Below are 24166 nucleotides of genomic sequence, written 5' to 3'. Positions count from 1 at the left end.
GCTACGGGATTCGATGTGACCACGGACGCGCCATCCGTGGTTGGGCGCACCGAGCAGACCACAGTATTGTCGATTGGAACGTGTTGTCGAGGGCTTCGCTCGCGACAGGCTACGTAGACTGTGCTGATCGTGACTCGCAAGAGTCCGGCCGAAGGGAGCGATCTCGGTGGGTGTCCTAGCTCGTGTTCAGACGCCCGAGGACCTGCGCCGTCTGGCCCCGTCCGAGGTTGCCGACCTGGCCGGCGAAATTCGCGATTTCCTCGTCGAGAAGGTGTCCGCCACAGGAGGCCATCTCGGCCCGAACCTCGGCGTCGTCGAACTGACACTGGCCGTGCACCGCACCTTCGATTCGCCGAACGACCCGATCATCTTCGACACCGGTCATCAGGCGTATGTCCACAAGATGATCACCGGTCGCGCGGGAGCGTTCGACTCCCTGCGCAAACAGGGCGGGCTGTCCGGCTACCCGGCTCGTTCGGAGAGCGAGCACGACTGGGTCGAGTCCTCGCACGCGTCGGCATCGTTGTCGTACGCCGACGGTCTCGCCAAGGCGTTCCAGTTGACCGGGCAGAACGACCGTCACGTCGTCGCCGTCGTGGGCGACGGCGCGCTCACCGGCGGAATGTGCTGGGAGGCACTGAACAACATCGCGGCGGGCAAGGATCGCTCGCTCGTCATCGTCGTCAACGACAACGGCCGCTCCTACGCGCCCACGATCGGCGGGCTCGCCGAGCACCTCGCGGCCCTCCGACTCCAGCCCGGCTACGAGAAAGTCCTCGACAACGGTCGACGGATCGTGCGCAGGATTCCGTTGGTCGGAAAGACGGCGTACGCGATGCTGCACGGCATGAAAGCCGGTGTGAAGGACGCGATCAGCCCCCAGGTCATGTTCACCGACCTCGGGATCAAGTACCTCGGGCCGGTCGACGGTCACGACGAGCCTGCACTCGAGGCCGCACTGCGACGAGCCAAGGCGTACGGCGGGCCCGTCATCGTCCACGCTGTCACCCGCAAGGGGATGGGCTACGCGCACGCCGAGAATCACGTTGCCGACCAGATGCACGCCACCGGCGTCATCGACCCGCTCACAGGTCTCGCGCGGTCGAAATCGGGGCCGGACTGGACGTCGGTGTTCTCACAGGAACTCATCGATCGGGCCGCGGTACGCGAGGACGTCGTGGCCATCACCGCGGCGATGGCAGGCCCGACGGGACTTGCCGCCTTCGGAGAGGCCTATCCCGACCGTTTGTTCGACGTCGGCATCGCCGAGCAGCATGCCGTCACCTCGGCGGCGGGTCTCGCGCTCGGTGGACTGCATCCGGTCGTCGCGGTCTATTCGACGTTCCTCAACCGTGCCTTCGACCAGCTGCTCATGGACGTGGCGCTGCTGAAGCTGCCGGTGACCCTCGTGCTCGACCGTGCGGGCGTCACCGGTGCGGACGGGGCGAGCCACAACGGCATGTGGGACATGTCGCTACTCGGTATCGTGCCCGGCATGCGCGTCGCGGCGCCCCGTGACGGCGCGACGTTGCGCGAGGAACTCGGCGAAGCCCTCGCGATCGACGACGGTCCGACCGCTCTGCGATTCCCGAAAGGTTCGGTCACCGAGGACGTTCCGGCGATTCGCCGGCTGGACGGCGTGGTCGACGTGCTCGCCGAGCCGGAAACGGACGACCGCGACGTTCTGATCGTTGCGGTCGGAGCGTTCGCCGGCTTGGCGCTCGACGCAGCGAAGAAGCTGACGGCACAGGGACTTTCGGTTGCCGTCGTCGATCCGCGCTGGGTGCTTCCGGTCCCGGACTCGCTGACGGCGCTCGCCGCCGATTACCGCCTCGTCGTCACGCTCGAGGACTCGGGTGTCCACGGCGGTGTCGGATCGAGCGTATCCGCAGCTATCCGAGCCGCAGGAGTCGACACGGTCTGCCGCGACATCGGTGTGCCGCAACGCTTTCTGGATCACGCCTCCCGCGAGCAGATTCACCGCGAACTGGGTCTCACGTCCGAGGACGTCGCTCAGAACATCGTCGACTGGGCCAAGACGGTCTGATCACCCGAGCGTCGCGTCGAGCCAGTCGAACATGCGTTGATCGGTCAGTAGTCGGGCCATCGGCTGGCAGTGATAGTTGGCGCCCTCGGCCGCGGTGAAGTCGCACAGATGCACCGGGGCGACGACGGCGTCGGCCAGTTGCTTCGGCTGGCCCGGCCAGAACTGTTCGTCCTCGGAGTTCGCCACGAACAACGGGGTGTCGATCTTGCCGAGCAGACCGTTCATGGTGTACCTGCGTACTTCCATCACGGTGTCGAAGTAGCCGTCGCGCAGGTACGGTCTGGCGCGGAAATTCCATTCGCGTGCAGTCTCTTTCGAGACTTTCATTCCCATCGCCATGTCGCGGTCGAATGCCGAGCGGTTACCGTCGTCGAGCATGCGGATCATGTTCTTCGGGAAGTGATCCGTCCACGAGGTGGCGACGTCGACGACGCCCGGATCGAGTATCGCTGCCGCGAAGCGGTGTTCGAACGCGAGCGCCCGCGGTACCCAGAACCCTCCCTGGCTCAGCCCGTACAGGGCCAGCTTGTCCGCGTCGACGTCGGGACGGCCGACGAGGGCGTCGACGACCGGCGTCACGACGGCTTCCCAGTCGGGTCGGAACCCGATGCCGCGTTCGAACAGCATCGATTGTTGTCCGGGTCCGTCGAACACGAGCACGTTGTACCCGCGCGCCAGCGCGCCCGCCGCCCCCGACGACCACAGCGCACTCATCGACCCGTCGCTGCCGTTGACCATGACGAACGTCTTCCGGCGACCGTCACCCGGTGCGTGGAAGAAATAGCCGGGCATGTGCCCGTCTTCGTACGGAATCTCGATGCGGTCCACCGAGTACGACGTCGTGTCCACGAAACGATCCCACGCCGAGCGATGCTGCCGGAACGTCGGCAGCAACTGGTCGTCGCTGCCCAGTCCCGCGATCGAATTGACTGCGACGGCGAAATACGTCGACGCGCGCAGATACGCCTGTGCCGCGCTGACGTCGTGGCCGGACTCGGCCGAACGGTCGGCGAGAGCCTTCACGCGCGTTCCGAGTGCGACCCAGGCGTCGAACCAGGCGTCGTGGTCGTTGTCGCGGACGTGCGCGATCGCGGACATGACCTCACCGGCGTCGGTCGCACCGAACGCGGCTGCGCCGAGCGCGATGCGGACTTCGAAGTCGAAATCGTCGTTGCGGTAGAACCCGGCGGTGAACGCCTGATGGGGATGCGTCAGGAACGATGGTGTGCGGGGCATGGTGTCACGATGCCTGTCGGCGGGTGCGGCATCGGCGCACACTCCGAAAAATCACCCTCCGAAATCACCCCGAGCCGGTGTCCATTCGGACACCCGGACATCCTCGACGAGGTGCGCGCGCGCGAACGGATCGTGGGCGAACAAGCGTCTGACGGCGTCGGCGTCGTCGGCCTGCACGATGAATGTCGCTCCGGTGTGGTCAGCCGTCGGCCCGGACGATCGAACGACCTTGCGGCGAACGAGTTCGGTCAGCCACGCGCGATGATCGGTGCGGTGGTCGTCGCGGCCGGCGGACGATTCGTGGGTGTACGAGTACTCGACGACGAACATTCCCATGACATCTCACTCCCTTCGGAGTGCTTCTCGATTCACTACAGGACCATGTCCTCGAGTTCCATACCCTTCGTCTCGCGGATCTTGAACCTGACGAAGAAGAACGACAGGAGCGCGAAGAACGCGAAGAAGGAATAGATGAAACCGAGGCCGATGGATTGCGACAGCGGTGGAAACGCAAGTGTGATGGCGAAATTCGCGATCCAGTTCGCTGCGGTACTGAGGCCGAGGGCCACAGCACGAATGTTGTTGGGGAACATCTCGCCGAGCATCACCCACATGATCGGACCCCACGTGGCGGCGAAGAAGATGACGAACAGGTTGGCGCCGACCAACGCGACGACGCCCCACGGTTCCGGGAGGGTCAGATCGTCGCCGGATCCCACCGCCTGAGAGAACGACACCGCCGCGAGTACCAGCCCGACGAACATTCCGATCGACCCGATCGACAGAAGCTTCTTGCGACCGACCCGATCGACGAACAGAATGGCGACGAACGTCATGCTGACGTTGATGATCGACGTGATCACCGACGTGACGAACGACTGATTCTCGCTGAAGCCGACCGACTTCCACAGCGTCGTCGAGTAGTAGAAGATCGCGTTGATGCCGACGAACTGTTGCAGGATCGCCATCGCGATTCCCACCCAGACGATCGGCTGCAATCCGAATTTCGGTCCTCGGATGTCGCGGAACGACGACCGAGATTCTTTCCGCAACGTCAGCCGAATTTCCTGAACTCGCTCACCGGGATTCAGCTCGCCGGACACTTCGCCGAGAATGCGCGCGGCCTCCTCGTCGAGATGCTTGCCGACGAGGTATCGCGGCGATTCGGGGATGAGCGTCGCAAGAAAGCCGTAGACGAGTGCCGGTACGACGCCGACGAGGAACATCCACCGCCACGCTTCGAGGCCGAACCACAGATCGTTCGACGGCCCACCCGCGGCGTTCTGCAGCACGGCGTCGGACAGCAGGGCTGCGAAGATGCCGACGGTGATCGCCAACTGCTGCAGCGACGCCAACCCGCCACGGAATCGAGCAGGGGCGATCTCGGAAATGTACGCCGGGGCGATCACCGACGCGATACCGATTCCGAGACCGCCGAGCACGCGCCACAGCATGAGATCGGGCACGCTGAAGGCGAATCCGGACCCGAGCGACGAAATCGTGAACAGAGCCGACCCCAGCAGCATGACGCGTTTGCGGCCCCAGCTGTCGGCGAGTCGGCCCGCGAACCACGCGCCGACCGCACACCCGAGCAGCGCGATCGCGACCGCGAAACCGGTGACGAACGACGACAGGGCGAAGTTCTCCTGAATGGAATCGACGGCTCCGTTGACCACCGAGGAATCGAAGCCGAACAGGAAGCCGCCGACCGCGGCCGCGACGGTGACCCCGATGACCTTCGCAGTGTGACGTTCTGCAGATTGCGTCATGGCGAGTCCTGCTTTCGCGGTCGGGACCAGCAGCGGCGATGGTCTGAACGTCATCATGGACCCGACCCGAGCACGGCGTGTGCGAAATCGTGCGATTCTCGTTCGAACAGTTACCGGGCCTGTTGCGTCCCGAGCCATTCGTCGAACGTCTGGGTTCCGTGGTCCGCGTCCGCGCCCGTCAGCAGGGTCCCGTCGCGCATCGCTTTGCCGTATGCGCCCGGTATCGGGAGTTCGACGATTCGGCCGCCGAGGTGTGCCGGAGTTCCCTCGATCGAGGCGGCGTAGTCGCGCACCATCCGGGACATCAGTTCTGTGTGAGGGCCGCCGAGATCCTTCACACGCCCTGCCGGCGTGCCCTCGGCCAGTTGGACGAGGCGTGCAGCGACCTCTCGCGCCGCGATGGGCTGCGACCGCATCTTCGGCACGACGATGATCGGACCGATCTTGATCTGTCCGTAGATCTGCGACGCGAACTCGTGGAATTGAGTCGCACGCAGAATCGTCCACGGCACGTCACCGCTCGTGACTTCTTTCTCCTGGGCGACCTTGCCTGCGTAGTACATGTGCGGCGCGTCGTCGATGCCCACGATGGACAGGGCGACGTGGTGCCGCACGCCCGCGGTTTTCTCCGCCGCGAGAAGAGTGCGCGTCACCGTCGTGAAGAACGCCGTGGAGTCCTTCGCTGACATCGTCTGGGTGGACGAGACGTCGATCAGTACGTCGACGCCGTCCAACGCGCCGGCCAGTCCTGTTCCGGTGGTGAGGTCCACTCCCGACGAGCGCGAAAGAACCTCGACGTCGTGTCCGTTCTCCTTCGCCACTCGGACGACGTGACGGCCCACGACGCCGGTGCCCCCTGCAACTGCGATTCTCATGTTCTGTGTCATACCACCTCGGACGAGACAGTCCGGGCGAATGTGACAGGGTGCCGCTGCGCGACCCGTGCGCGGATAGTTGGCCTGGAGGCCAACCATCCGCGCACGGGCGGCTACGCCGCAGCTACACGCTGGCGACGCCCGGAGCCAGGAAACGCTTGCCGGTCACCGCTTCCGACGTGCCGGTGCGGTCGAGGTACGGCGTGATGCCGCCGTTCCAGAATCCGAACCCACCACCGAGGAGCAGGCAGAGATCGATGTCCTCGGGTGCCGCTACGACGCCCTCGTCGAGCATGATGCGGATCTCGTCGGCGAAGGCCCGACGCGTCCGGTCGAGCACCTCTTCGGCAGTCGAGGGCGAATCACCCTGTGGCCACAGCGCGGCGACCTCGGGGTCGACGACCTGGCCTTCCGGTCCCCAGGTCCACACGCCGGGCTTCTTGGCGTCGACGAGTGCGCGGAAACCTGCGGAGTCCTTGAACCGATCCGGGTACGCCTCGCCGAGCGTCTCGGCGGTGTGCAACGCCACGGCAGGTCCGACGAGTCCGAGCAGCGTCAGCGGGCTCATCGGCATGCCGAGTTCACCGACGGCACCGTCGGCGACCTCGAACGGGGTGCCCTCGTCGATGGCGGTGATGATCTCGCCCGACGCACGCGTCACGAGTCGGTTGAACACGAAGCCAGGAAGGTCGGCGGACAGTACCGCGGACTTCTTCAGCGTCTTGGCCGTCGCGAACGCCGTTGCGAGCGTGGCATCGTCGGTCTTCTCGCCCTTGACGACCTCCAGAAGCGGAAGCACGGCAACGGGATTGAAGAAGTGGAAGCCGACGACGCGTTCGGGGTGCGACAGGTCGGCGGCCATCTTCGTGATCGACAGCGACGACGTGTTGGTCGCGAGAATTGTTTCGGGAGAGACGAATTCCTCGACCTCGGCAAAGACCTTCTTCTTCACGTCCAGGTTCTCGAACACGGCCTCGATCACGAAGTCGGTCTTCGCGAACGCAGCCTTGTCGATGGATCCGGACACCAACGCCTTCAGGCGGTTCGCGGCGTCGGGGGACAGGCGCTTCTTGCCGAGAAGCTTGTCGATCTCGTCGTGGACGTAGCCGACGCCCTTGTCGATGCGCTCCTGATCGATGTCGGTGAGGATGACCGGCACCTTCAGCTGGCGTACGAACAGCAGAGCCAGCTGGCTGGCCATCAAGCCCGCTCCGACGATGCCGACGCCGGAGATCTTGCGCGCCAACGACTTGTCGGGCGCGCCCGCCGGACGCTTCGCGCGCTTCTGCACCAGGTCGAACGCGTACAGGCCTGCGCGTAACTCGTCCTTGACGAGAAGTGTCGACAACGCTTCGTCCTCGGCGGCGAATGCCGTGTCGAGTGACGCCGAGTCGGTGATGTCCGTCGATTTGGCGAGCTCGATGAGCTCGACGGCAGCGACAGGTCCCGGTGCGAAGTTGCCGGTCTTGCCCGCAACGATTCCCCTGGCTCGGGCGACGGCGTCGTCCCATGCCTGGCCGCGATCGATGTCCGGGCGTGCCGGGGTGATCTCGCCCTTGACGACCTGTGCGGCCCATGCGAGGGACTGCTCGATGAAGTCGGCCCCGCCGAGCACGACGTCGGCGATGCCGAGGTCCAGCGCCTGTTGCGGCTTCAGGGTGCGGTTCTGGTTGAGCGAGTTCTCGATGATCACCGTGACCGCGTTCGATGCACCGATGATGTTGGGCAGCAACTGAGTTCCGCCCCAGCCGGGAACGAGGCCGAGGAAGGCCTCCGGAAGGCCCAGTGCCGCAGCGTTGTCGGCGACCGTGCGGTAGTGCGAGTGCAGACCGACCTCGAGGCCGCCACCCAATGCTGCGCCGTTGATGAACGCGAACGTCGGAATCTCGGACTCGCGCAGGCGTCGGAACACCTTGTGGCCGAGCTGCCCGATCTGCAGCGCCTCATCCTTGGTCTCGATGTTCGGTACGCCGTTGAGATCCGCGCCGACGGCGAAGATGAACGGCTTGCCGGTGACCGCGATGGCAACCGGGTTTGCCGCGAACGCCTCGTCGAGGGCCGCGTCGAGCTGCGTCAGTCCGCCGGGACCGAAGGTCGACGGCTTGGTGTGGTCGTAGCCGTTGTCCAACGTCACCAGTGCGATCGGGCCGTCGAGACCAGGGACGGCAACGAGCTTGGTGAACGCGTTCGTGACTACCTCATCGGTGAACGCCGTGGTGATGTCGCTCATTTGGAAGCTCCTGAGTAATCGGCGTGGTTCGGGTTCTCCCAGATGACGGTTCCGCCCATGCCGAGACCGATGCACATGGTCGTCAGGCCGTAGCGGACCTCCGGCTGCTGCGCGAACTGACGGCTCAGCTGCGTCATCAGTCGCACGCCCGACGAGGCGAGCGGATGACCGCACGCGATCGCGCCACCCCACTTGTTGACGCGGGGGTCGTCGTCGGAGATGCCGTAGTGCTCGAGGAACGCCAGAACCTGGACGGCGAACGCCTCGTTGATTTCGAACAGGCCGATGTCGTCGATGCCGAGGCCCGTCCGTGCGAGCACCTTCTCGGTGGCCGGGACCGGACCGATGCCCATCACAGCAGGATCGACGCCTGCGAAGGAGAAGCCGACCATCCGCATACCGACGTTCAGGCCCAACTCGTGGGCCGTGTCCTCGCCTGCCAGGATCGCGGCGGTGGCCCCGTCGTTCAGGCCTGCGGCGTTGCCGGCGGTGACGCGCCCCGCGGGACGGAACGGCGTCTTCAGCTTCGCGAGATCCTCCACGGTGGTGCCGGGGCGAGGCGGCTCGTCCTCGGTCGCCAGGCCCCAGCCTGCGGCGGACTTGGTCGCGACGGGTACGAGCGTGTCGGCGATGAAGCCGGCCTTCTTCGCGGCGTCGTACTTCTCTTGGCTCGCGGCGGCGTAGGCGTCGGTGCGATCCTTGGTGATCGACGGGAAGCGATCGTGCAAGTTCTCGGCCGTGTTGCCCATGACGAGGGCGCTCGGATCGACGAGCTTGTCGGCGAGGAAGCGCGGGTTCGGGTCGACGCCCTCGCCCATCGGGTGCCGTCCCATGTGCTCGACTCCGCCGGCGATGACGACGTCGTACTGGCCGAAGCCGATGCCCGAGCCGGTCGTGGTGACCGACGTCATCGCGCCGGCGCACATGCGGTCGATCGCGAATCCGGGGACGCTGCGGGGGAGTCCGGCGAGAAGTGCCGAGGTACGACCGATGGTGAGACCCTGATCGCCGGTCTGGGTGGTCGCAGCGATGGCGACCTCGTCGATCCGCTCGGGCGGCAGATTCGGATTCTTGCGGAGCAGCTCGCGGATGGCCTTGACGACGAGGTCGTCGGCACGGGTGTCGGCGTAGATGCCCTTGGGGCCTGCTTTGCCGAACGGGGTGCGGATGCCGTCGACGAACACGACATTCCGCTGTGAGTTGGACGCGGGTACAGACACGCTTCGATCCTCCCGACTGATGCGGACGTTCTTGCCCGGCCGACGCCGGGCTGCCCCCACTGTAGCCGGTATTACCGGTCGGTAACTTGAGGAGGGGTCAGTGCCTCGACGAGGACGGGAACGACCAGCTCACGCTGCCACGGCCGGGCGCCTGCTTCCGTGAGCCTCGACTCGAACGACGCGGCGTCGTCCGACGGTTGCCAGTCCCAGACCAGACGGCGCAACTGATCCGGCATCAGAAGGTTCTCGACGGGCACCGACACGTTCTCGCTCAACTCCGACATCGCAGCACGCACAGCGGAGAGGCGGTCGGCCGCGTCCGGGTCCTTGCGGGCCCACCGACTCGGCGGCGGCGGACCGTCGAACGGAAGCGTCTTGGGTGGCAGGTCACGCGCGTCCAGAGAGCGCGCACGCTCGAGCGCGCTCAGCCACAGGCGCGTCGACCTGCGTTGACGCGGACCGCCGAACACCGGAAGGGCGCGTAGTTCGCTCTCGGTCTTCGGGTCTGCCGTCGCCGCGGCGATGATCGCGGAGTCCGGAAGGACGCGGCCGGCCGCGAGGTCGCGACGGTGCGCGACCCCGTCGCGGGTCTGCCACAGCTCACGCACCGCGGCGAGCACGCGCGGTGACTTCACGGAGTGAATGCCCGACGTCTTGCGCCACCGATCGCCCTTCGGCTTGGGCGGTCCGAGAGTGAGGATGTGCTCGAATTCCTGACGAGCCCATTCGGTCTTGCCCTGGCGTTCCAATTCCGCTGCCATTGCATCGCGCAGCTCGACGAGGACCTCGACGTCGAGAGCGGCGTAGTTCAGCCACGTCTCGGGCAGCGGACGCGTCGACCAGTCGGCTGCGCCGTGGCCCTTCTGCAACGACAGACCGAGCATCCGCTCGACGATGGCACCGAGCCCGACGCGTTCGAATCCCGCGAGACGGCCCGCGAGCTCGGTGTCGTAGAGAGAGGCAGGCACGAGGCCGAGTTCGGCGAGGCCCGGTAGATCCTGGTCGGCCGAATGCAACACCCATTCGAGCGGGTTGACGACCTCGGCGAGGGGAGCGAGAGCGTCGGCGACCGGGATCGGATCGAGCAGCACCGTCCCCGCACCACGTCGTCGGAACTGAAGCAGGTAGGCGCGTTGCGAGTAGCGAAATCCCGACGCGCGTTCCGCGTCGACTGCCAGTGGTCCGTCGCCGCCCGCGAGCAGTTCGGCAGCGGCGCGTACACCGTCGGCCGTCGTGACGACGTCGGGCACACCGTCGGCCGGGGCGAGCAGAGGTACCGGGTTCGGTGTGTCCGAGGAGTCGTCGGAACTGGTCGCTGACATGTGAGGAGACTCTAGGCCCTCACGAGTGACCTGCGTACCGCGCTACGTGCGGCTCGCGTCCCGTCCCTTCAGCTCGGTGATGCCTGCAGGCGGCAATCCGGCGGCGTACGCCAGCACTTCGCAGAACGCTTCGACGTGCGATGCCAACTCGATCGACGTCGCCGTCCACGACGCGCGCAGCTCGAGCTGGTGAGCCTTCGGTGGGCCGGCGATGTCGCCGTAGCGCACCGAGCTGGTGGACGTCACCGTGCCCCCGAGCGCGGTCAGCGGCTCCGATCGACTCTCGAGCGCGTCGACGAGCCAGCTCCAGCCGACCTCGGGGAGAAGGGGGTCCGACGCGAGCGATTCGTCGACGTCGGCCTGGATGTAGGCCACGAGACGCATCGTGCCGTTCCAGGCTTCGTCCCCGTCGGGGTCGTACAGGAGGATCAATCGGCCGAAGGCGTCGCCGTCGAACTGCTCGTCGGTGTTCTCGTGCGCCTGCTGTTGCACCTCGGCGCCGACTGCATAGCTGTAGGGGGCAAGACGCTGCGGAGGCCGGATCGGCCCGATCTCGATCGCCGGGTGCACGACGGCCCGGTGCATCGCCTCGATCGCCGATCGAAACGGCGCAGGCTCGGCAGAGGGTCCGGGTTTGGTCACGACTCCGGACGTTAGACTTCTCACGTATTTCGGCGTCGGAGGCGCGCCGATTCGGAACAAATGTCGCTTCTGGTTCGTTCGCGTGACCCGAAACCGTGGCGTACCTGCATGAAGGAAGTGTCGCCGCCGCGTGGCAGCATGGACGGCGATGAACAACGACACGCCTTCGACCCGTCGCCAGCTGCCCGACGCCCCTCTTCTGGCGGCCGCCGCCGGAAGGAAGGCGTCGCGACGACCTGTCTGGTTCATGCGACAAGCAGGACGTTCGCTTCCCGAGTACCGGAAGATTCGTGCCGGTATCGGAATGCTCGACTCGTGCTTCGATCCGGCGCTCGTCGCCGAGATCACGATGCAGCCGGTGCGTCGCCACGACGTCGATGCGGCAATCCTGTTCTCCGACATCGTCGTTCCGCTCAAGGCTGCGGGTATCGATCTCGACATCGTCGCCGGCACCGGCCCGGTCGTCGCGAATCCGGTGCGTTCGGCGGCGGACGTAGCCGCGCTGCCCACGCTGCACAGCGAGCAGGTCGAGCCGGTGGCGAAGGCAGTGACGTTGCTGACCGAGGAGCTCGGGCAAACCGCCCTCATCGGGTTCGCCGGCGCGCCGTTCACACTGGCGTCGTACCTCGTCGAGGGTGGTCCGAGCCGCAACCACGAGAAGACCAAGGCGCTGATGCGTTCGGATTCCGCGACGTGGCATGCACTCCTCGACACCCTCGCGGACACCACGATCACGTTCCTGCAGGCTCAGATCGACGCGGGCATCGATGCCCTGCAGCTGTTCGACTCCTGGGCCGGCGCACTGTCGCTGGCCGACTACCGCGAATTCGTGCTGCCGCACTCGACCAAGGTGTTCGACGCCGTCAGCGCAGCAGGCATTCCCAAGATCCACTTCGGCGTCGGCACCGGTGAACTACTGGGCTCGATGGGCGAGGCAGGTGCGGACGTCGTCGGCGTCGACTGGCGCATCCCGCTCGACGACGCCGTCCGACGCGTCGGCCCCGGAAAAGCGTTGCAGGGCAACCTCGATCCGGCGGTGCTGTTCGCAGGCTGGGACGCCGTCGAATCCGAGGTGCGACGCATCGTCGGCGAGGCGGATCGTGCCGTGGCGGCCGGCGCCACCGGGCACGTGTTCAACCTCGGACACGGCGTGCTGCCGGATACCGACCCGGACGTGCTGACTCGCGTCGTGGAGCTGGTGCATTCGCTGTGACCGTGCGGCGGGTAGCGGTCGTCGGCGGCGGTATCACCGGCCTCACCGCGGCGTATCGGCTGCGTTCGACGCTCGGTCCGGACGCCGTGGTCACGGTCGTCGAAGAGTCGGATCGGCTCGGTGGCACGCTGCGGACGGTGCACCTCGAAGACGGCCCTCTCGACGTCGGTGCCGAGGCGTTCATCGGTCGTCGACCCGAGATCCCCGCCCTGATGGATGAGCTGGGTCTCGCGAGTCAGCTCGTGCATCCCGCAGGCAAGCGGCCACTGATCTACTCGCAGAATGCGCTGCATCCGCTTCCCGGCGGCACGCTGATGGGCATTCCGGCGTCCGCGTCGTCGGTCGTGGGACTCGTCGACGACGCGACCGTGCGCGCCATCGAGGCAGAGCCCGAAACCCCGCTGCAGTGGAATCGAAACACGGACGTCAGTGTCGCCGAGCTGGTGGGCGGACGGTTCGGTGAGCAGGTGCTGCACCGGTCGGTCGATCCGCTGCTCGGCGGTGTGTACTCGGGCCTGTCCGCGTCGATCGGTGTGCGCGCAGCGCTCCCGACTCTGGCTGCCGCACTGGATGATTCGGCGACGAGTCTCACCGCGGCGATCGCCGCAGCGATACCGCCGCCGAGCGCTGGGCCGGTCTTCGGTGCACTGCGTGACGGCTACGGCGTCCTGATCGACGCGCTCGTCGCTGCCGCGGACGCGCGCATCGTCCTCGGAACCGCGGTCACGTCTCTCCGTCGCACGTCCGGTGGTTGGGATGTCGACCCGATCGGCGAGGTCGACGCCGTCGTTCTCGCAGTTCCGGCGCCCGCGCTCGCAACCATTCTCTCCGCTGCCGTGCCCGAGGCGTCGGCAGCGGCGGCCGACATCGAGCTCGCATCGGCCGCCGTCGTCGCGATGGCACTTCCGTCGGACGCCGAACTACCCGACAACTCGGGTGTACTCGTGGCGACGGACGCAGGTCTCGAGACCAAGGCGTTCACGCTGTCGAGTCGCAAATGGGGGCACCTCGCCGACCGGTCGGTCTCGCTGGTTCGTGCGTCGTTGGGTCGATTCGGTGACACCAGGGCGCTCGACTGGACGGACGACACGCTGATCGATGTTGCGCGTCAGGATCTACGGCGCGTGACCGGCATCGAGATCGACCCGTCGTCGAGCGTCGTCCAGCGATGGCGCGGGGGACTGCCGCAGTACGCGCCGGGGCATCTCGATCGCGTCGCCGCGATCTTCTCGGCTGTCGAGGACGTCGACGGGGTGGCCGTTGCAGGCGCGTGGAGCAACGGCGTCGGTGTGCCCGCGTGTGTCGCGTCCGCCACCAGGGCGGCCGCGGCCATATGCGAAGTGGCACGATAGAGCTCATGGCACGCCTCGACTATCAAGCGCTCAACTCGACTCTTCGCTATTCGATGTTCTCGGTGTACAAGGTCACGCCCGGAGTCCTGGGTGAGGACCGCGAGGACGCTGCGAAAGAGGCGCGATCGTTCTTCGAGAATCGCGGTGAGGACGTCGTGGTCCGCGGCATCTACGACATCGCGGGCATGCGGGCCGACTCCGACTTCATGGTCTGGACGCACGCAGAGCGTATCGAGGACCTGCAGGCGACGTACTCGGACTTCCGTCGCACCACGGCGTTGGGTCGCGCGAGCACGCCGGTGTGGAGCAACTCGTCGCTGCACCGGCCTGCCGAATTCAACAAGAGCCACGTGCCGTCGTTCATCGCGGGCGAGGAGCCGGGCGCGTACATCTGCGTGTACCCGTTCGTCCGGTCCATCGATTGGTACCTGCTGCCCGACGAGGAACGCAGGACCATGCTCGCCGATCACGGCAAGGCTGCACGCGGCTATGCGGACGTCCGCGCCAACACCGTGCCTGCGTTCGCGCTCGGTGATTACGAGTGGATCCTGGCCTTCGAAGCGCCACAGCTCGACCGCATCGTCGATTTGATGCGCGACCTGCGTGCCACCGAAGCGCGGCGGCACGTGCGCGAGGAAACGCCGTTCTTCACCGGACCTCGTGTCGACATCGAGACCCTCGTGGCCTCGCTGCCGTGACGGAGCGCGAGATCCAGGCGGTCATTTTCGACTTCTCCGGAACGCTGTTCCGACTCGACGAGGACGATTCCTGGTTCGCCGGAGTGACGCGTCCCGACGGGTCGCCCCTCGACGGGCATCACGTCGCCGAGCTGATGCGCCGGATGACTGCCCCCGTCGGCGAGGTCGTGGAGTTCGACGACGTGTCGCGGCATGCCTGGCAGAACCGCGATCTCGATCCGGCGCTGCACCGTCAGGCGTACCTGCACGTATTGCGCGAGTCGGGTGTCACCGAGGCCTCGCAGGCGGATTCCGTCTACGGACGCGTCATCGATCCCTCCTGCTGGACGCCGTATCCCGACACCGCCGACGTGCTCGAATCGCTTGCGAGTCAGTCTGTTCCCGTCGCGGTGCTCAGCAACATCGCGTTCGACATCCGGCCCGCGTTCGAGGCGCTGGGGATCGACAAGTACGTGACGGAATTCGTCCTCAGCTACGAGGTCGGCGTCGTCAAGCCTCGGCCGGGAATCTTCCAGCACGCGACGCAGGCGCTCGGCGTCGATCCGGCTCGGACGTTGATGGTCGGCGACAGCGAGGAAGCCGACGGCGCTGCGACGGCCATCGGATGTTCGTTCGCGCTGGTCGAGCCGCGTCCGACGGCCGACCGTCCCACCGCGCTGCGCGACGCGCTTGCTCGATACGGACTCTGACCCCGAGGTGAGCGTCGAGGGTGCCGCGCAGCACATGGCCCACTGGGGCATGTTCCGTGCCTCGGCGACCGACGGGGAGATCACCGAGGTCCACCCGGACCGGAACGATGCCAATCCGTCGCCGGTACTGGGGAACATTCCAGGTTCGGTGCGTCACCGCTCGCGTATCGCCGGGCCCGCGGTGCGGCGCGGATGGCTGGAGAACGGCCCTGGCCCGTGCGATCGTCGGGGCAACGACGAGTTCGTCGCTGTGTCCTGGGACGAACTCACCGATCTGCTCGCGACCGAGCTCCGGCGCGTCGTCGACACATTCGGGAACGGGGCGATCTACGGCGGCTCCTACGTATGGGCCAGCGCGGGCCGATTCCATCACGCGCAGAGCCAGGTTCACCGCTTCTTGAACTGTCTCGGCGGCTATACGCGTTCGGTCGACAGCTACTCGACCGGCGCGACGAGCGTGATCATGCCGCACGTCGTCGGCGCGCACTGGAAGATGTTCTCGCGCTCCACATCCTGGGACGTCATCGCCGAGAACACCGAGTTGCTGGTCGCGTTCGGCGGCGTCCCGTTGAAGAACACCTCCATCAACCACGGCGGCACATCGAATCACCCGACCCAGGATGCGTTGACCGCGCTGCGTGCTCGTGGCGGCAAGATCGTCACGATCAGCCCGCTCCGTGACGACATGACCGGCGCCGCAACGTGGTTGGCTCCCATTCCCGGCAGCGACGTCGCCGTCATGCTGGGTCTCGCCCACGTGCTGGTGACCGAGAATCTGCACGACACGGCGTTTCTCGACGCGTACTGCACCGGCTACGACAGGTTCGAGCGATATCTGCTGGGGCACAGCGACGGTATACCGAAATCCGCTGCCTGGGCATCGGGCATCTCGGGTCTTGCCGAGCAGACCATCGTGGATCTCGCGCGCGAGATGGCGTCGCATCGAACCCTGGTGACGGTCACGTGGTCGCTGCAGCGCGTCAAGAGCGGCGAGCAGGCGCCGTGGATGGGGCTGACGCTGGCGTCGATGCTCGGCCAGATCGGTATTCCCGGAGGGGGATTCGGCCACGGGTACGGATCGATGAACGAACCGGGACTCGCCCCGGTACCGTATCCGCTGCCGACGCTGCCGCAAGGGCTCAACCCGGTGTCGACGTTCGTTCCCGTCGCGGCGGTCTCGGACATGTTGCTGCACCCAGGCGACGAATTTCGTTACAACGGCCGACGTCTGACCTATCCGGATATCAAGCTCGTCCACTGGGCAGGCGGCAATCCGTTCCATCACCACCAAGACATCGGACGGCTTCGGCGTGCGCTGGCACGTCCGGACACGATCGTCGTGCACGATCCGTACTGGACGCCGATGGCGAAACACGCCGACATCGTCGTCCCGTCGACGACGTCACTCGAACGCAGCGACATCAGTTGCACCCGCAACGACCCGCTTCTCGTCGCGATGCACCCGGCCGTACCCCGTTTCGCCGACGCGCGCGACGACTACGACACGTTCGCCGCCGTCGCCGAGAAGTTAGGCGTCGCACGGGAATTCACCGAGGGCCGGACGTCAGGGGAGTGGCTCCGACATCTTTACCGACAGTGGCAGGGCTATCTCGCGTCGGCGGGCGTCACGACACCGACGTTCGACGACTTCTGGGCCGACGGCTCGTTCCGCATGTCGACCGAAGACGGGCTGACGCTGCTCGGGGACTACAGAAAGGACCCGGTCGCCGCGCCGCTTCGCACTCCGAGCGGCAAAATCGAGATCTTCTCCGAGGTCGTCGACGGCTTCGGGTACGACGACTGCGTCGGACACCCGGCCTGGTACGAACCCGACGAGTGGCTGAACGGCGAACGCGCAGAAGCGTTTCCGCTGCATCTCATCGCGAACCAACCGCGCACGAGGCTGCACGGTCAGCTCGACCACGGCGCCACGAGCCAGGCGTCGAAAGTGCAGGGCCGCGAGCCGATTCGACTGCACCCGGCCGTGGCGCGGGCATACGGTGTCGCCGACGGTGACGTCGTGCGTGTGTTCAACGACCGTGGCTCCTGTCTCGCCGGGGTCGTCGTCGACGACGGGATGCTCGAGCGCGTCGTGCAGCTGTCGACGGGTGCGTGGTACGACCCGGAGGACCCGTCGGACACGGCGTCGATGTGCAAGCACGGCAATCCCAACGTGCTGACGGCAGACGTGGGCGCGTCGTCGCTGTCGCACGGTTGTACCGGCCAACACGTCCTCGTGCAGATCGAACGCTACGACGGCGAGCTGCCGCCGATCACGGCGTTCGATCCGCCGACGATCGTCACTCGAACACGAATCGGGTGATGGTCTCGGCGACCAGGGCCGGCTTGTCGACGCCCTCGATCTCCAGCGTCTGCGTCGTGACGATCTGGACCGCGCCCCCGGCAACGTCGTCCACCGACGCCAGCGTCGTCTGCAGCCGTACGTGCGACCCCACCGTGACGGGGTTGACGAACCGAACCTTGTTGGATCCGTAGTTGATTCCGAGCTTCACGTTCTCGACGGAGTAGATCTCCGCATTGAGCAGTGGGATCAGCGACAGACTGAGGTAGCCGTGCGCCACCGGTGCACCGAAGGGGCTTTCCTTCTTCGCTCGTTCGACGTCGACGTGAATCCATTGATGGTCACCGGTCGCGTCGGCGAACGTGTTCACCCGATCCTGGGTGATCTGCAACCAATCGCTGGTCCCGAGATCCTCGCCGACGGCGGCTTTCAACTGCTCTGCTGACGAAAAAGTGCGCATGGTCACATTATGCCTTCGCGATACGGGAAGGCAGCAATGAGATTGTCCTGAATCTCCGTCAGGTTCGGGATCGGCCGGTATTCGGTTCGCAATCGGTCGATCTCGTCATCGTTCCGTGTCAGATCGGACGAGTATTGAACCGCTTTCCCGTCGAACACCGAGTAGTAGTCCTCGAATTTGTATCCGGCCCCGCCGATTTCCCGGTCGAGCTCGATCCACGCGTTCGGAATGCCGTAGGAGTCGGCGACGATCAACCCGTGCAGGCTCGTGGACATGACGAAGTCGCAAGACGTGATGTCGGCGATGACCTTGGCAGGCTTACGAGACGGGTCGATCAGTGTGATCTTCTTGTCGCGCGCAAGAGCGAGCACAACAGGGTCGGTCTTGTGCATCCAGTGGTAGACCAGGCCGATTCGGCCGGCCACGGAGGTGGAACGTGGGTAGACCCTGCTCGCCAAGAGCCCCGGATCCCCCACGGCCACTTCACGGTCCGACTTGACGCGCTCCAACGAGAGATACCCGCGCACGGCATGGAAGTCGAAATTCGGGAAGTCGAAGATCCGACCGTCGAGCCCGTCCTTCAGCATGAAACCGGAACCCCAGATCTTCAGAGTGTCCGGCGCGTTCATCAGCTGGACCATCTCCAGCGTCGAACCAGCTCCTGTCATGTCGCTGTTCTTCGGGCGTCTCCACGAGCACTTCTTACCGAAGAGTGCGTCGACGAGGCCCGGCGTCAGCTCATCGCCGAAATTGGGGCGAATACCGGTGACCTTGAGCTGGCGCCACCAGAAAGTCTTGATCGAATTCGGCACACGATAAAGATACTGCAGTACAGGACCGTGAGGTCGGTTTACGTTCGACAGGGTTCGCAACCGCCGTGGCCGCGCCTACTCCTGGTTCGTCGAGGGCTGCAGCGTCAGCGAGATCGAGTTGATGCAGTACCGCTGGTCGGTCGGTGTCGGGTAGCCCTCACCCTCGAACACGTGGCCGAGGTGGCTGTGGCAGTTCCTGCAGACGACCTCGACACGACGCATACCGAGCGAGTTGTCCTCCTTCAGGATGACGGCGTCGCTGTCGGCGGGATCGTAGAACGACGGCCAACCGCAGTGGGATTCGAACTTCTCGGTGCTGCGGAACAGTTCGGCTCCACAGGCGCGGCAGTGGTAGACGCCTTCGGTCTTGGTGTCGGTGTACTCGCCGACGAACGGCCGTTCGGTACCGGCCTGCCGCAGCACCGCGAACTCCTCGGGAGTGAGCTTCTCGCGCCACTCCGCATCGGTGTGCTGGACGGCGGGCACGGAATTGTTGTCGGTCGCTGAACTCATGCCACCACGCTAATACGATTCCGTTGCCCGTGCGGTTTTCGCAGCTCGGTCGCCGTTCGTGGCTGCCTCTGCGTCGATGCGACGGCTGTCGGCCCCGATCCATTCGGGCTCGATTCCTCGATCCAGGCGGCCGTCGCTGCGTGCAGCGAAATACCGTCCGACGAGCACGCCGAAGATGACGATGATCAGCAAGCTCCACCCGAACGTCGTCCGCATGTAGTCGAACGCTCTGCCCGCAGTGTAGAAGCGACCGGACAGCCATCGGTCGTAGCTCATGAACCCGTAGATCGCGAGCCATGCGGGCCAGTTCCTGAGCACCGAATTCTTGAGCACCACCGTCATCAGCAGCGGGAACAGCATCATGGAGTAGTACATCTGGCCCAGCGAGCCGAGCAGCCAGTGGGCCGTGAGGACCAGGCCCGACGTCGTAGCGACGAAGAACAGGCGATCTTCGCGGCAGTAGCGGTACAGGATCCACAGCGAGACGAGCACCATGACGCCGAGGACGCCGCGGAGGCCGAAGATCATCCACTCCGGCAGACCGTAGTAGCGACCGTTTCCGACGATGGCGCTGTTGAAGTAGTCGCGCGATTCGAGCAGGTACGGGACGGTGCGTCGAACGAAGTCCATCGGATCGACCGACAGCGGCCACGCGATCGCAGTGAACACCAGAGGTATCGCCGCCGCGGTGACGAACACCTTCCACTGCTTCGTCATCAACGGGATGATGAGCAGCGGCACCAGAATCGGTTTGACGACGATGGTGAGGCCGATCGCGACACCGGCAGTCAAGTCCTTGCGCTTCAGCAGGAAGTAGACGAACGCGATCTCGCCGAGCAGGACGAACCCGTTGAAGTTCGTGAACACGAGGGTGTTCGTCACGGTTTCGCTGGCGAACGCCGCCAGGAGCAGCGCGGGGGCTGCAACCGAATTCAGGCCGTACCCGAATATCCGCAGCAGGATGTAGAGCGCCGCGATGATCGCGATCGTGCTGGCGAGGATGAACAACCAGCGTGAGCGTTCCGGGTCGATGACGGCGATCGGAGACAGCAGCATCGTCGCACCCGGTGGGTACAGGTAGTGGGGATCGACGGAGTCGAAGTTCGCCGTGTACACGGGCTGCCGGTTCAGGAACGCCAACGCCGCCTTGTAGACGGGGTTGAAGTCGTCGGTGATGTCACCGTTGACCGCGCGCACGAGCACGCGGTTGAGCACCGTCATGACGGCGAACGGCCACAGTGCGAACTTGATTACATCTGTGGTGGTCCGGCCGTTTCGAGGCTCGAGGAAGCTAAGTGACACGCGCAGAACGGTACCTTGACCGGCTGTCGTCGCTGTGTCGGACACCCCGAGCCCATGAGCTCAGGCGGGGCATGCGCTGCCGTCGGGCGGGAGTGCGGCGTCGAGCGCGTAGTTGCCGACCGCAGTCTGCGCACACACCGATCCGCCGACGACGGGGTGGCCCGCGCCCTGCCACGTCATCGACGCCGAACGCGCACCGGTGGAGGCGACGAGGCCCGTGACTCCGGCGAACCCGGCGTTGCCGACCATCGGATCGCCGGACCCGCTGAGCGACAGAACCGGAATGTCCAGCGAGGACGGTAGCGGGGCGGCCGGCGCAGTCGGCCACGACGAGCAGCTCAGCGCCGTCAGCGCCGCGTCCGTGCCGAAGACGGGGTAGCGCTCGGACCACGCGGCGCCTGCGTCTCGAACGACCTGCGGCGAGGGCCACTGCCTGCCGTCGGTGCAGCGCGCGACGAACTGGCCGTCAGTGCCGTAGGCAGCGTGCGCGCGCGACGCCAGCAGTTGCAGCCGGCCGACGTCGCCGGATCGCGCGGCCGACAGGGTGTCGGACAGATCGAGCGCCCGGCGCGATGCGTCGCCCGCCGACGATGCGAGGGCGTACGCGATGCCGTCGAGCACTTCGTGCGACGACAGTGGCGCGAGGTCACCCGCAGCGGCGCGTCCGACGAGGTCGGCGACGGCGTCCTGCGGTGCGTCGCCGAGGGAGCACTGCAGTGCTCGGCATCGCAGCGCGAACGCGGCGAACGCCGCCTCACGTCCCTGCGTCTTCTGTTCCGCCAGCGTCATCTGGTCGACGCCGACACCGGTCGGCGAGTCGAGGACGAGCCGCGCCACGTGTTCCGGATACTGCGCGGCGTAGGCCAACGCCGTCGAAGCGCCGTTACCGGTTCCGATGATGCCGAGGGTGTCGACGCCCCATGCCATCCGCAGCTGGTCCAGATCGTCGGCTGCGTAACTCGTCGCGAACGCCAACTCCTGGGGCTGGAGAAGATCAGTGCACTCGATGGTCGCCTCCCGGCCGACGTCGACGGCACGGTCCGCCGCGTCACCCGAGCCCGCCGAGAACTGACCGAGGCCCTCGAGCGCCTCGCGGGTGTCGATCTTGATGCAATCCACCGCCGTGGACCGTCCGATGCCCCGTCTGTCGACCGCCACGATCGGATTTACGCCCAACAGCGTTCCGCTCTGACCGGCCGCGATGTCGGCAAGCGTCGCCATCGACGAACGGTCGGCACCGGACGTCAGGACGAGGGGAGGCGCGTCGGCAGGCGTGCGGTCGAGTCGCGCACGCATCACACCGACCGAGAACGAGCCGAACATCTGTCCCGACGCGTCCACCGGCGATTCGAAGTCGGCACAGTCCAGAACGAGACCAGGTGTGGCGGGCGTCAGGCCGTACGCGTCGAGCGTGCTCTGAGTGCAGTCCCTCCACGCCAGGTCGTCGACCGGCTTCTCGAGCTCGGGAACCTGCGGTTCGTCGTTCGCTTCCGACTGGTCGGGTTGCCCCGGCGAATTCTGCTCGACGGCCACATCCGGCCGCGAGGACGGACCCGCCGCGCAGGCCGATCCGAAGAGCGCCACGGCCACACCGACGGCGAGTATCGATCGTTTCGGCGTCACGGCACCTCATTCTGCCCGGTCGCTGCATCCCGGGCCCGGACCCAACGCGTCAGCAGCGTGCCGTCGTCGTCGGCCAGCACGTGGGCGCGGTTCATGGCGCGCATGGACGCGTGTTCCGAGTGCGCGATGCGTCCCGCGGAGCCGGCGACGGCGATCGGGGAGACCGTCGAGCAGATCTCGTCGACGGCGTCGTCGTCGAGAAAAGTTCCGAACAGGCCCGGCCCCCCTTCGAGGAGAACCCGTCGCTCTCCGGCGCGTTCGAGCTCGGCAGTCACGGCTGCCGGGGTGACGTCACCGTCGACTACGACGACGCGCGCGCCCGCGGCTTCGAGGCGTCGTCGAGCCTCGGGGGAGGACGACGACGCGGTCACGACGGTCGGGGGAATCTCGGTGTCCGTGAACAGCCGTGACTGCGGATCGAGCGACGCGGACGCCGTCACGACGACGATCCGCGGAACCGGCGACTGTCCGGCCGCGATCCGACGCTCGCGTTCGTCGTCGGCCAGGTGCACACCGCCGTAGTCCTCGGCGCGGACGGTGCCCGCACCGACCACCACGACATCGGCCAGCGCACGCAGTGCACCGAACACTCGTTTGTCCGACGGCGTGCCAAGACCGGCGGAGACTCCGTCGGCGCTGACCGCGCCGTCGACGCTCGACACGAAGTTGACGCGAACCCACGGCCTGGTCAGAGCGCCTGGGTACGCATATGCGCGACGAAGCTCGTCGTCGTCAAGCTCGGCACCGACCCGGGACGCGAGATCGTTGTCGGATGTGAAGTAGGTCGCAAAATCCAGTAGCCGCACAAAGTAGATGAGAACACGTCGATACGCTCAGTCAATGCCTGCACGTCTTGTCGACCGCAATCCTGTGGTGCCGTCCGATCAGCTGATCGCCCAGATGGTCCCGCCAGCCATGTTCGACGACGTCAGTTTCTCCTCGTACATTCCGGACCCGAACGAGCCGAGTCAGGCCGAAGCGGTCGCCAAGGCCGAGGCGTTCTCGCAGAAGGTCGCGAAGATTCGTGGCAAGGGCGGCAAGCGCGGACTCTTCGGCAAGAAGGCCCCTGCGACGGGCGCAGGCCTGTACCTCGACGGCGGCTTCGGTGTCGGAAAGACCCACCTTCTCGCATCGATCTTCCACAGCGTGCCCGAGCCCAAGGCGTTCGGCACGTTCGTCGAGCTCACTCACGTCGTCGGCGCTCTCGGCTTCAACAAGGCCCTCGAAGAGCTGTCGAGTCACAGCGTGCTGTGCATCGACGAGTTCGAGCTCGACGACCCGGGCGACACGATGCTCGTCTCCCGGCTTCTGACCGAGCTGTCCGCGCGCGGTGTCTCGATCGTCGCGACGTCGAACACGCTGCCGGGACAGCTCGGAGAGGGCCGCTTCGCGGCCGCCGACTTCCTCCGCGAGATCAAGAAGCTCGGTTCGATCTTCGAGACCATTCGCGTCGACGGTCCCGACTACCGCCACCGTGATCTGCCGCCTGCCCCCGAACCGACGTCGGAAGCCGAGCTCGTCGAGCGTGCGGCACAGGTCGAGGGCGCCACGCTCGACGACTTCGACGAGCTTCTCGCGCATCTCAGCACGCTGCACCCGTCGCGGTACGGAAAATTGCTCGACGGCGTCAGCGCGGTGTTCCTGAAGAACGTGCACCCCGCTGCGGATCAGTCCATCGCTTTGCGGCTCGTCGTGCTCGCCGACCGGCTGTACGACGCCAGCATCCCGGTCACCTCGTCGGGCGCGAAGCTGGACGAGATCTTCACCGAGGAAATGCTGGCCGGTGGCTACCGGAAGAAGTACCTTCGCGCGACGTCGCGTCTGCTGGCACTGTCGCGCTTCGCTGCTGTCGGCTGAGGCC

The 24166-nt window shown here is 66.1% G+C and carries 21 protein-coding genes; 7 read left to right on the top strand and 14 right to left on the bottom strand.

Annotated features, from left to right (window positions below; all coding sequences use genetic code 11):
- Positions 1–166: 166 nt before the first annotated feature.
- Positions 167–2047, top strand: coding sequence for a 1-deoxy-D-xylulose-5-phosphate synthase (gene dxs, locus DK926_RS06375; protein WP_114329677.1), 1881 nt, complete (start codon positions 167–169; stop codon positions 2045–2047).
- On the opposite strand, the gene DK926_RS06370 is transcribed toward dxs, so the two are convergent.
- From DK926_RS06370 to DK926_RS06335, 8 genes are all read right to left on the bottom strand, one after another.
- Positions 2048–3283: a prolyl oligopeptidase family serine peptidase gene (locus DK926_RS06370; protein WP_114329741.1), complete on the bottom strand. Its 1236-nt coding sequence runs from the start codon at positions 3281–3283 to the stop codon at positions 2048–2050.
- A gap of 51 nt (positions 3284–3334) precedes the next feature.
- A complete protein-coding gene (locus DK926_RS06365; protein WP_114329676.1) occupies positions 3335–3619 on the bottom strand; it encodes a YciI family protein in 285 nt (94 codons plus the stop codon).
- 35 nt (positions 3620–3654) lie between these two features.
- Positions 3655–5052: a sugar porter family MFS transporter gene (locus tag DK926_RS06360; RefSeq protein WP_114329740.1), complete on the bottom strand. Its 1398-nt coding sequence runs from the start codon at positions 5050–5052 to the stop codon at positions 3655–3657.
- Positions 5053–5162: 110 nt separating this feature from the next.
- Positions 5163–5927 carry an SDR family oxidoreductase gene (locus DK926_RS06355; protein WP_114329739.1) on the bottom strand — a complete coding sequence of 255 codons (765 nt, stop codon included), beginning with the start codon at positions 5925–5927 and terminating at the stop codon, positions 5163–5165.
- A gap of 124 nt (positions 5928–6051) precedes the next feature.
- Positions 6052–8157 carry a 3-hydroxyacyl-CoA dehydrogenase NAD-binding domain-containing protein gene (locus DK926_RS06350; RefSeq protein ID WP_114329674.1) on the bottom strand — a complete coding sequence of 702 codons (2106 nt, stop codon included), beginning with the start codon at positions 8155–8157 and terminating at the stop codon, positions 6052–6054.
- Positions 8154–9377, bottom strand: a complete 1224-nt coding sequence (locus DK926_RS06345; RefSeq protein WP_114329672.1) for an acetyl-CoA C-acyltransferase — start codon at positions 9375–9377, stop codon at positions 8154–8156. The genes DK926_RS06350 and DK926_RS06345 overlap by 4 nt, the downstream gene beginning before the upstream one ends.
- 71 nt (positions 9378–9448) lie before the next feature.
- Positions 9449–10699 carry a ribonuclease D gene (locus DK926_RS06340; protein WP_114329671.1) on the bottom strand — a complete coding sequence of 417 codons (1251 nt, stop codon included), beginning with the start codon at positions 10697–10699 and terminating at the stop codon, positions 9449–9451.
- Positions 10700–10741: 42 nt separating this feature from the next.
- Entirely contained in the window at positions 10742–11341 is a 600-nt protein-coding gene (locus tag DK926_RS06335; RefSeq protein WP_114329738.1) for a DUF3000 domain-containing protein, read from the bottom strand.
- A 148-nt stretch (positions 11342–11489) separates the two neighbouring features.
- Here DK926_RS06335 and hemE point away from each other — a divergent pair, with 148 nt between their 5' ends.
- Genes hemE through DK926_RS06310 form a run of 5 tightly spaced genes read left to right on the top strand, consistent with a single transcriptional unit; the run spans position 11490 to position 17616 of the window.
- A complete protein-coding gene (hemE, locus tag DK926_RS06330) occupies positions 11490–12554 on the top strand; it encodes a uroporphyrinogen decarboxylase (RefSeq protein WP_114329669.1) in 1065 nt (354 codons plus the stop codon).
- Complete coding sequence (locus DK926_RS06325; protein ID WP_114329667.1) at positions 12551–13906, top strand: protoporphyrinogen oxidase; 1356 nt, start codon at positions 12551–12553, stop codon at positions 13904–13906. The genes hemE and DK926_RS06325 overlap by 4 nt, the downstream gene beginning before the upstream one ends.
- Positions 13907–13911: 5 nt before the next feature.
- On the top strand, positions 13912–14604 hold the full coding sequence (hemQ, locus tag DK926_RS06320; protein WP_114329665.1) for a hydrogen peroxide-dependent heme synthase: 693 nt from the start codon (positions 13912–13914) through the stop codon (positions 14602–14604).
- A complete protein-coding gene (locus tag DK926_RS06315) occupies positions 14601–15293 on the top strand; it encodes an HAD family hydrolase (RefSeq protein WP_165839515.1) in 693 nt (230 codons plus the stop codon). The genes hemQ and DK926_RS06315 overlap by 4 nt, the downstream gene beginning before the upstream one ends.
- A 34-nt stretch (positions 15294–15327) precedes the next feature.
- Positions 15328–17616, top strand: coding sequence for a molybdopterin-dependent oxidoreductase (locus DK926_RS06310; RefSeq protein ID WP_165839520.1), 2289 nt, complete (start codon positions 15328–15330; stop codon positions 17614–17616).
- Here the strand turns inward: DK926_RS06310 and DK926_RS06305 are convergent.
- From DK926_RS06305 to DK926_RS06280, 6 genes are all read right to left on the bottom strand, one after another.
- Positions 17594–18055 carry a MaoC family dehydratase gene (locus tag DK926_RS06305; RefSeq protein WP_206030953.1) on the bottom strand — a complete coding sequence of 154 codons (462 nt, stop codon included), beginning with the start codon at positions 18053–18055 and terminating at the stop codon, positions 17594–17596. The genes DK926_RS06310 and DK926_RS06305 overlap by 23 nt on opposite strands.
- Before the next feature lie 2 nt (positions 18056–18057).
- Positions 18058–18867: a polysaccharide pyruvyl transferase family protein gene (locus DK926_RS06300; protein ID WP_114329661.1), complete on the bottom strand. Its 810-nt coding sequence runs from the start codon at positions 18865–18867 to the stop codon at positions 18058–18060.
- A 75-nt stretch (positions 18868–18942) separates the two neighbouring features.
- Complete coding sequence (msrB, locus tag DK926_RS06295) at positions 18943–19380, bottom strand: peptide-methionine (R)-S-oxide reductase MsrB (protein WP_114329659.1); 438 nt, start codon at positions 19378–19380, stop codon at positions 18943–18945.
- A gap of 9 nt (positions 19381–19389) precedes the next feature.
- Positions 19390–20682, bottom strand: a complete 1293-nt coding sequence (locus DK926_RS06290) for a glycosyltransferase family 87 protein (RefSeq protein WP_243636674.1) — start codon at positions 20680–20682, stop codon at positions 19390–19392.
- 60 nt (positions 20683–20742) lie between these two features.
- A complete protein-coding gene (locus DK926_RS06285; protein WP_114329657.1) occupies positions 20743–22305 on the bottom strand; it encodes an alpha/beta hydrolase in 1563 nt (520 codons plus the stop codon).
- A complete protein-coding gene (locus DK926_RS06280) occupies positions 22302–23111 on the bottom strand; it encodes a pyrimidine reductase family protein (RefSeq protein WP_114329655.1) in 810 nt (269 codons plus the stop codon). Before DK926_RS06280 ends, DK926_RS06285 begins: the two co-directional genes overlap by 4 nt.
- A 34-nt stretch (positions 23112–23145) precedes the next feature.
- Here DK926_RS06280 and zapE point away from each other — a divergent pair, with 34 nt between their 5' ends.
- Entirely contained in the window at positions 23146–24162 is a 1017-nt protein-coding gene (gene zapE, locus DK926_RS06275) for a cell division protein ZapE (protein WP_114329653.1), read from the top strand.
- Positions 24163–24166: the final 4 nt, after the last annotated feature.

This window comes from Rhodococcus sp. Eu-32, from assembly GCF_003336925.1.
GTDB lineage: Bacteria > Actinomycetota > Actinomycetes > Mycobacteriales > Mycobacteriaceae > Rhodococcoides > Rhodococcoides kyotonensis_B.
This window is presented reverse-complemented; position numbering and strand designations above follow the sequence as displayed.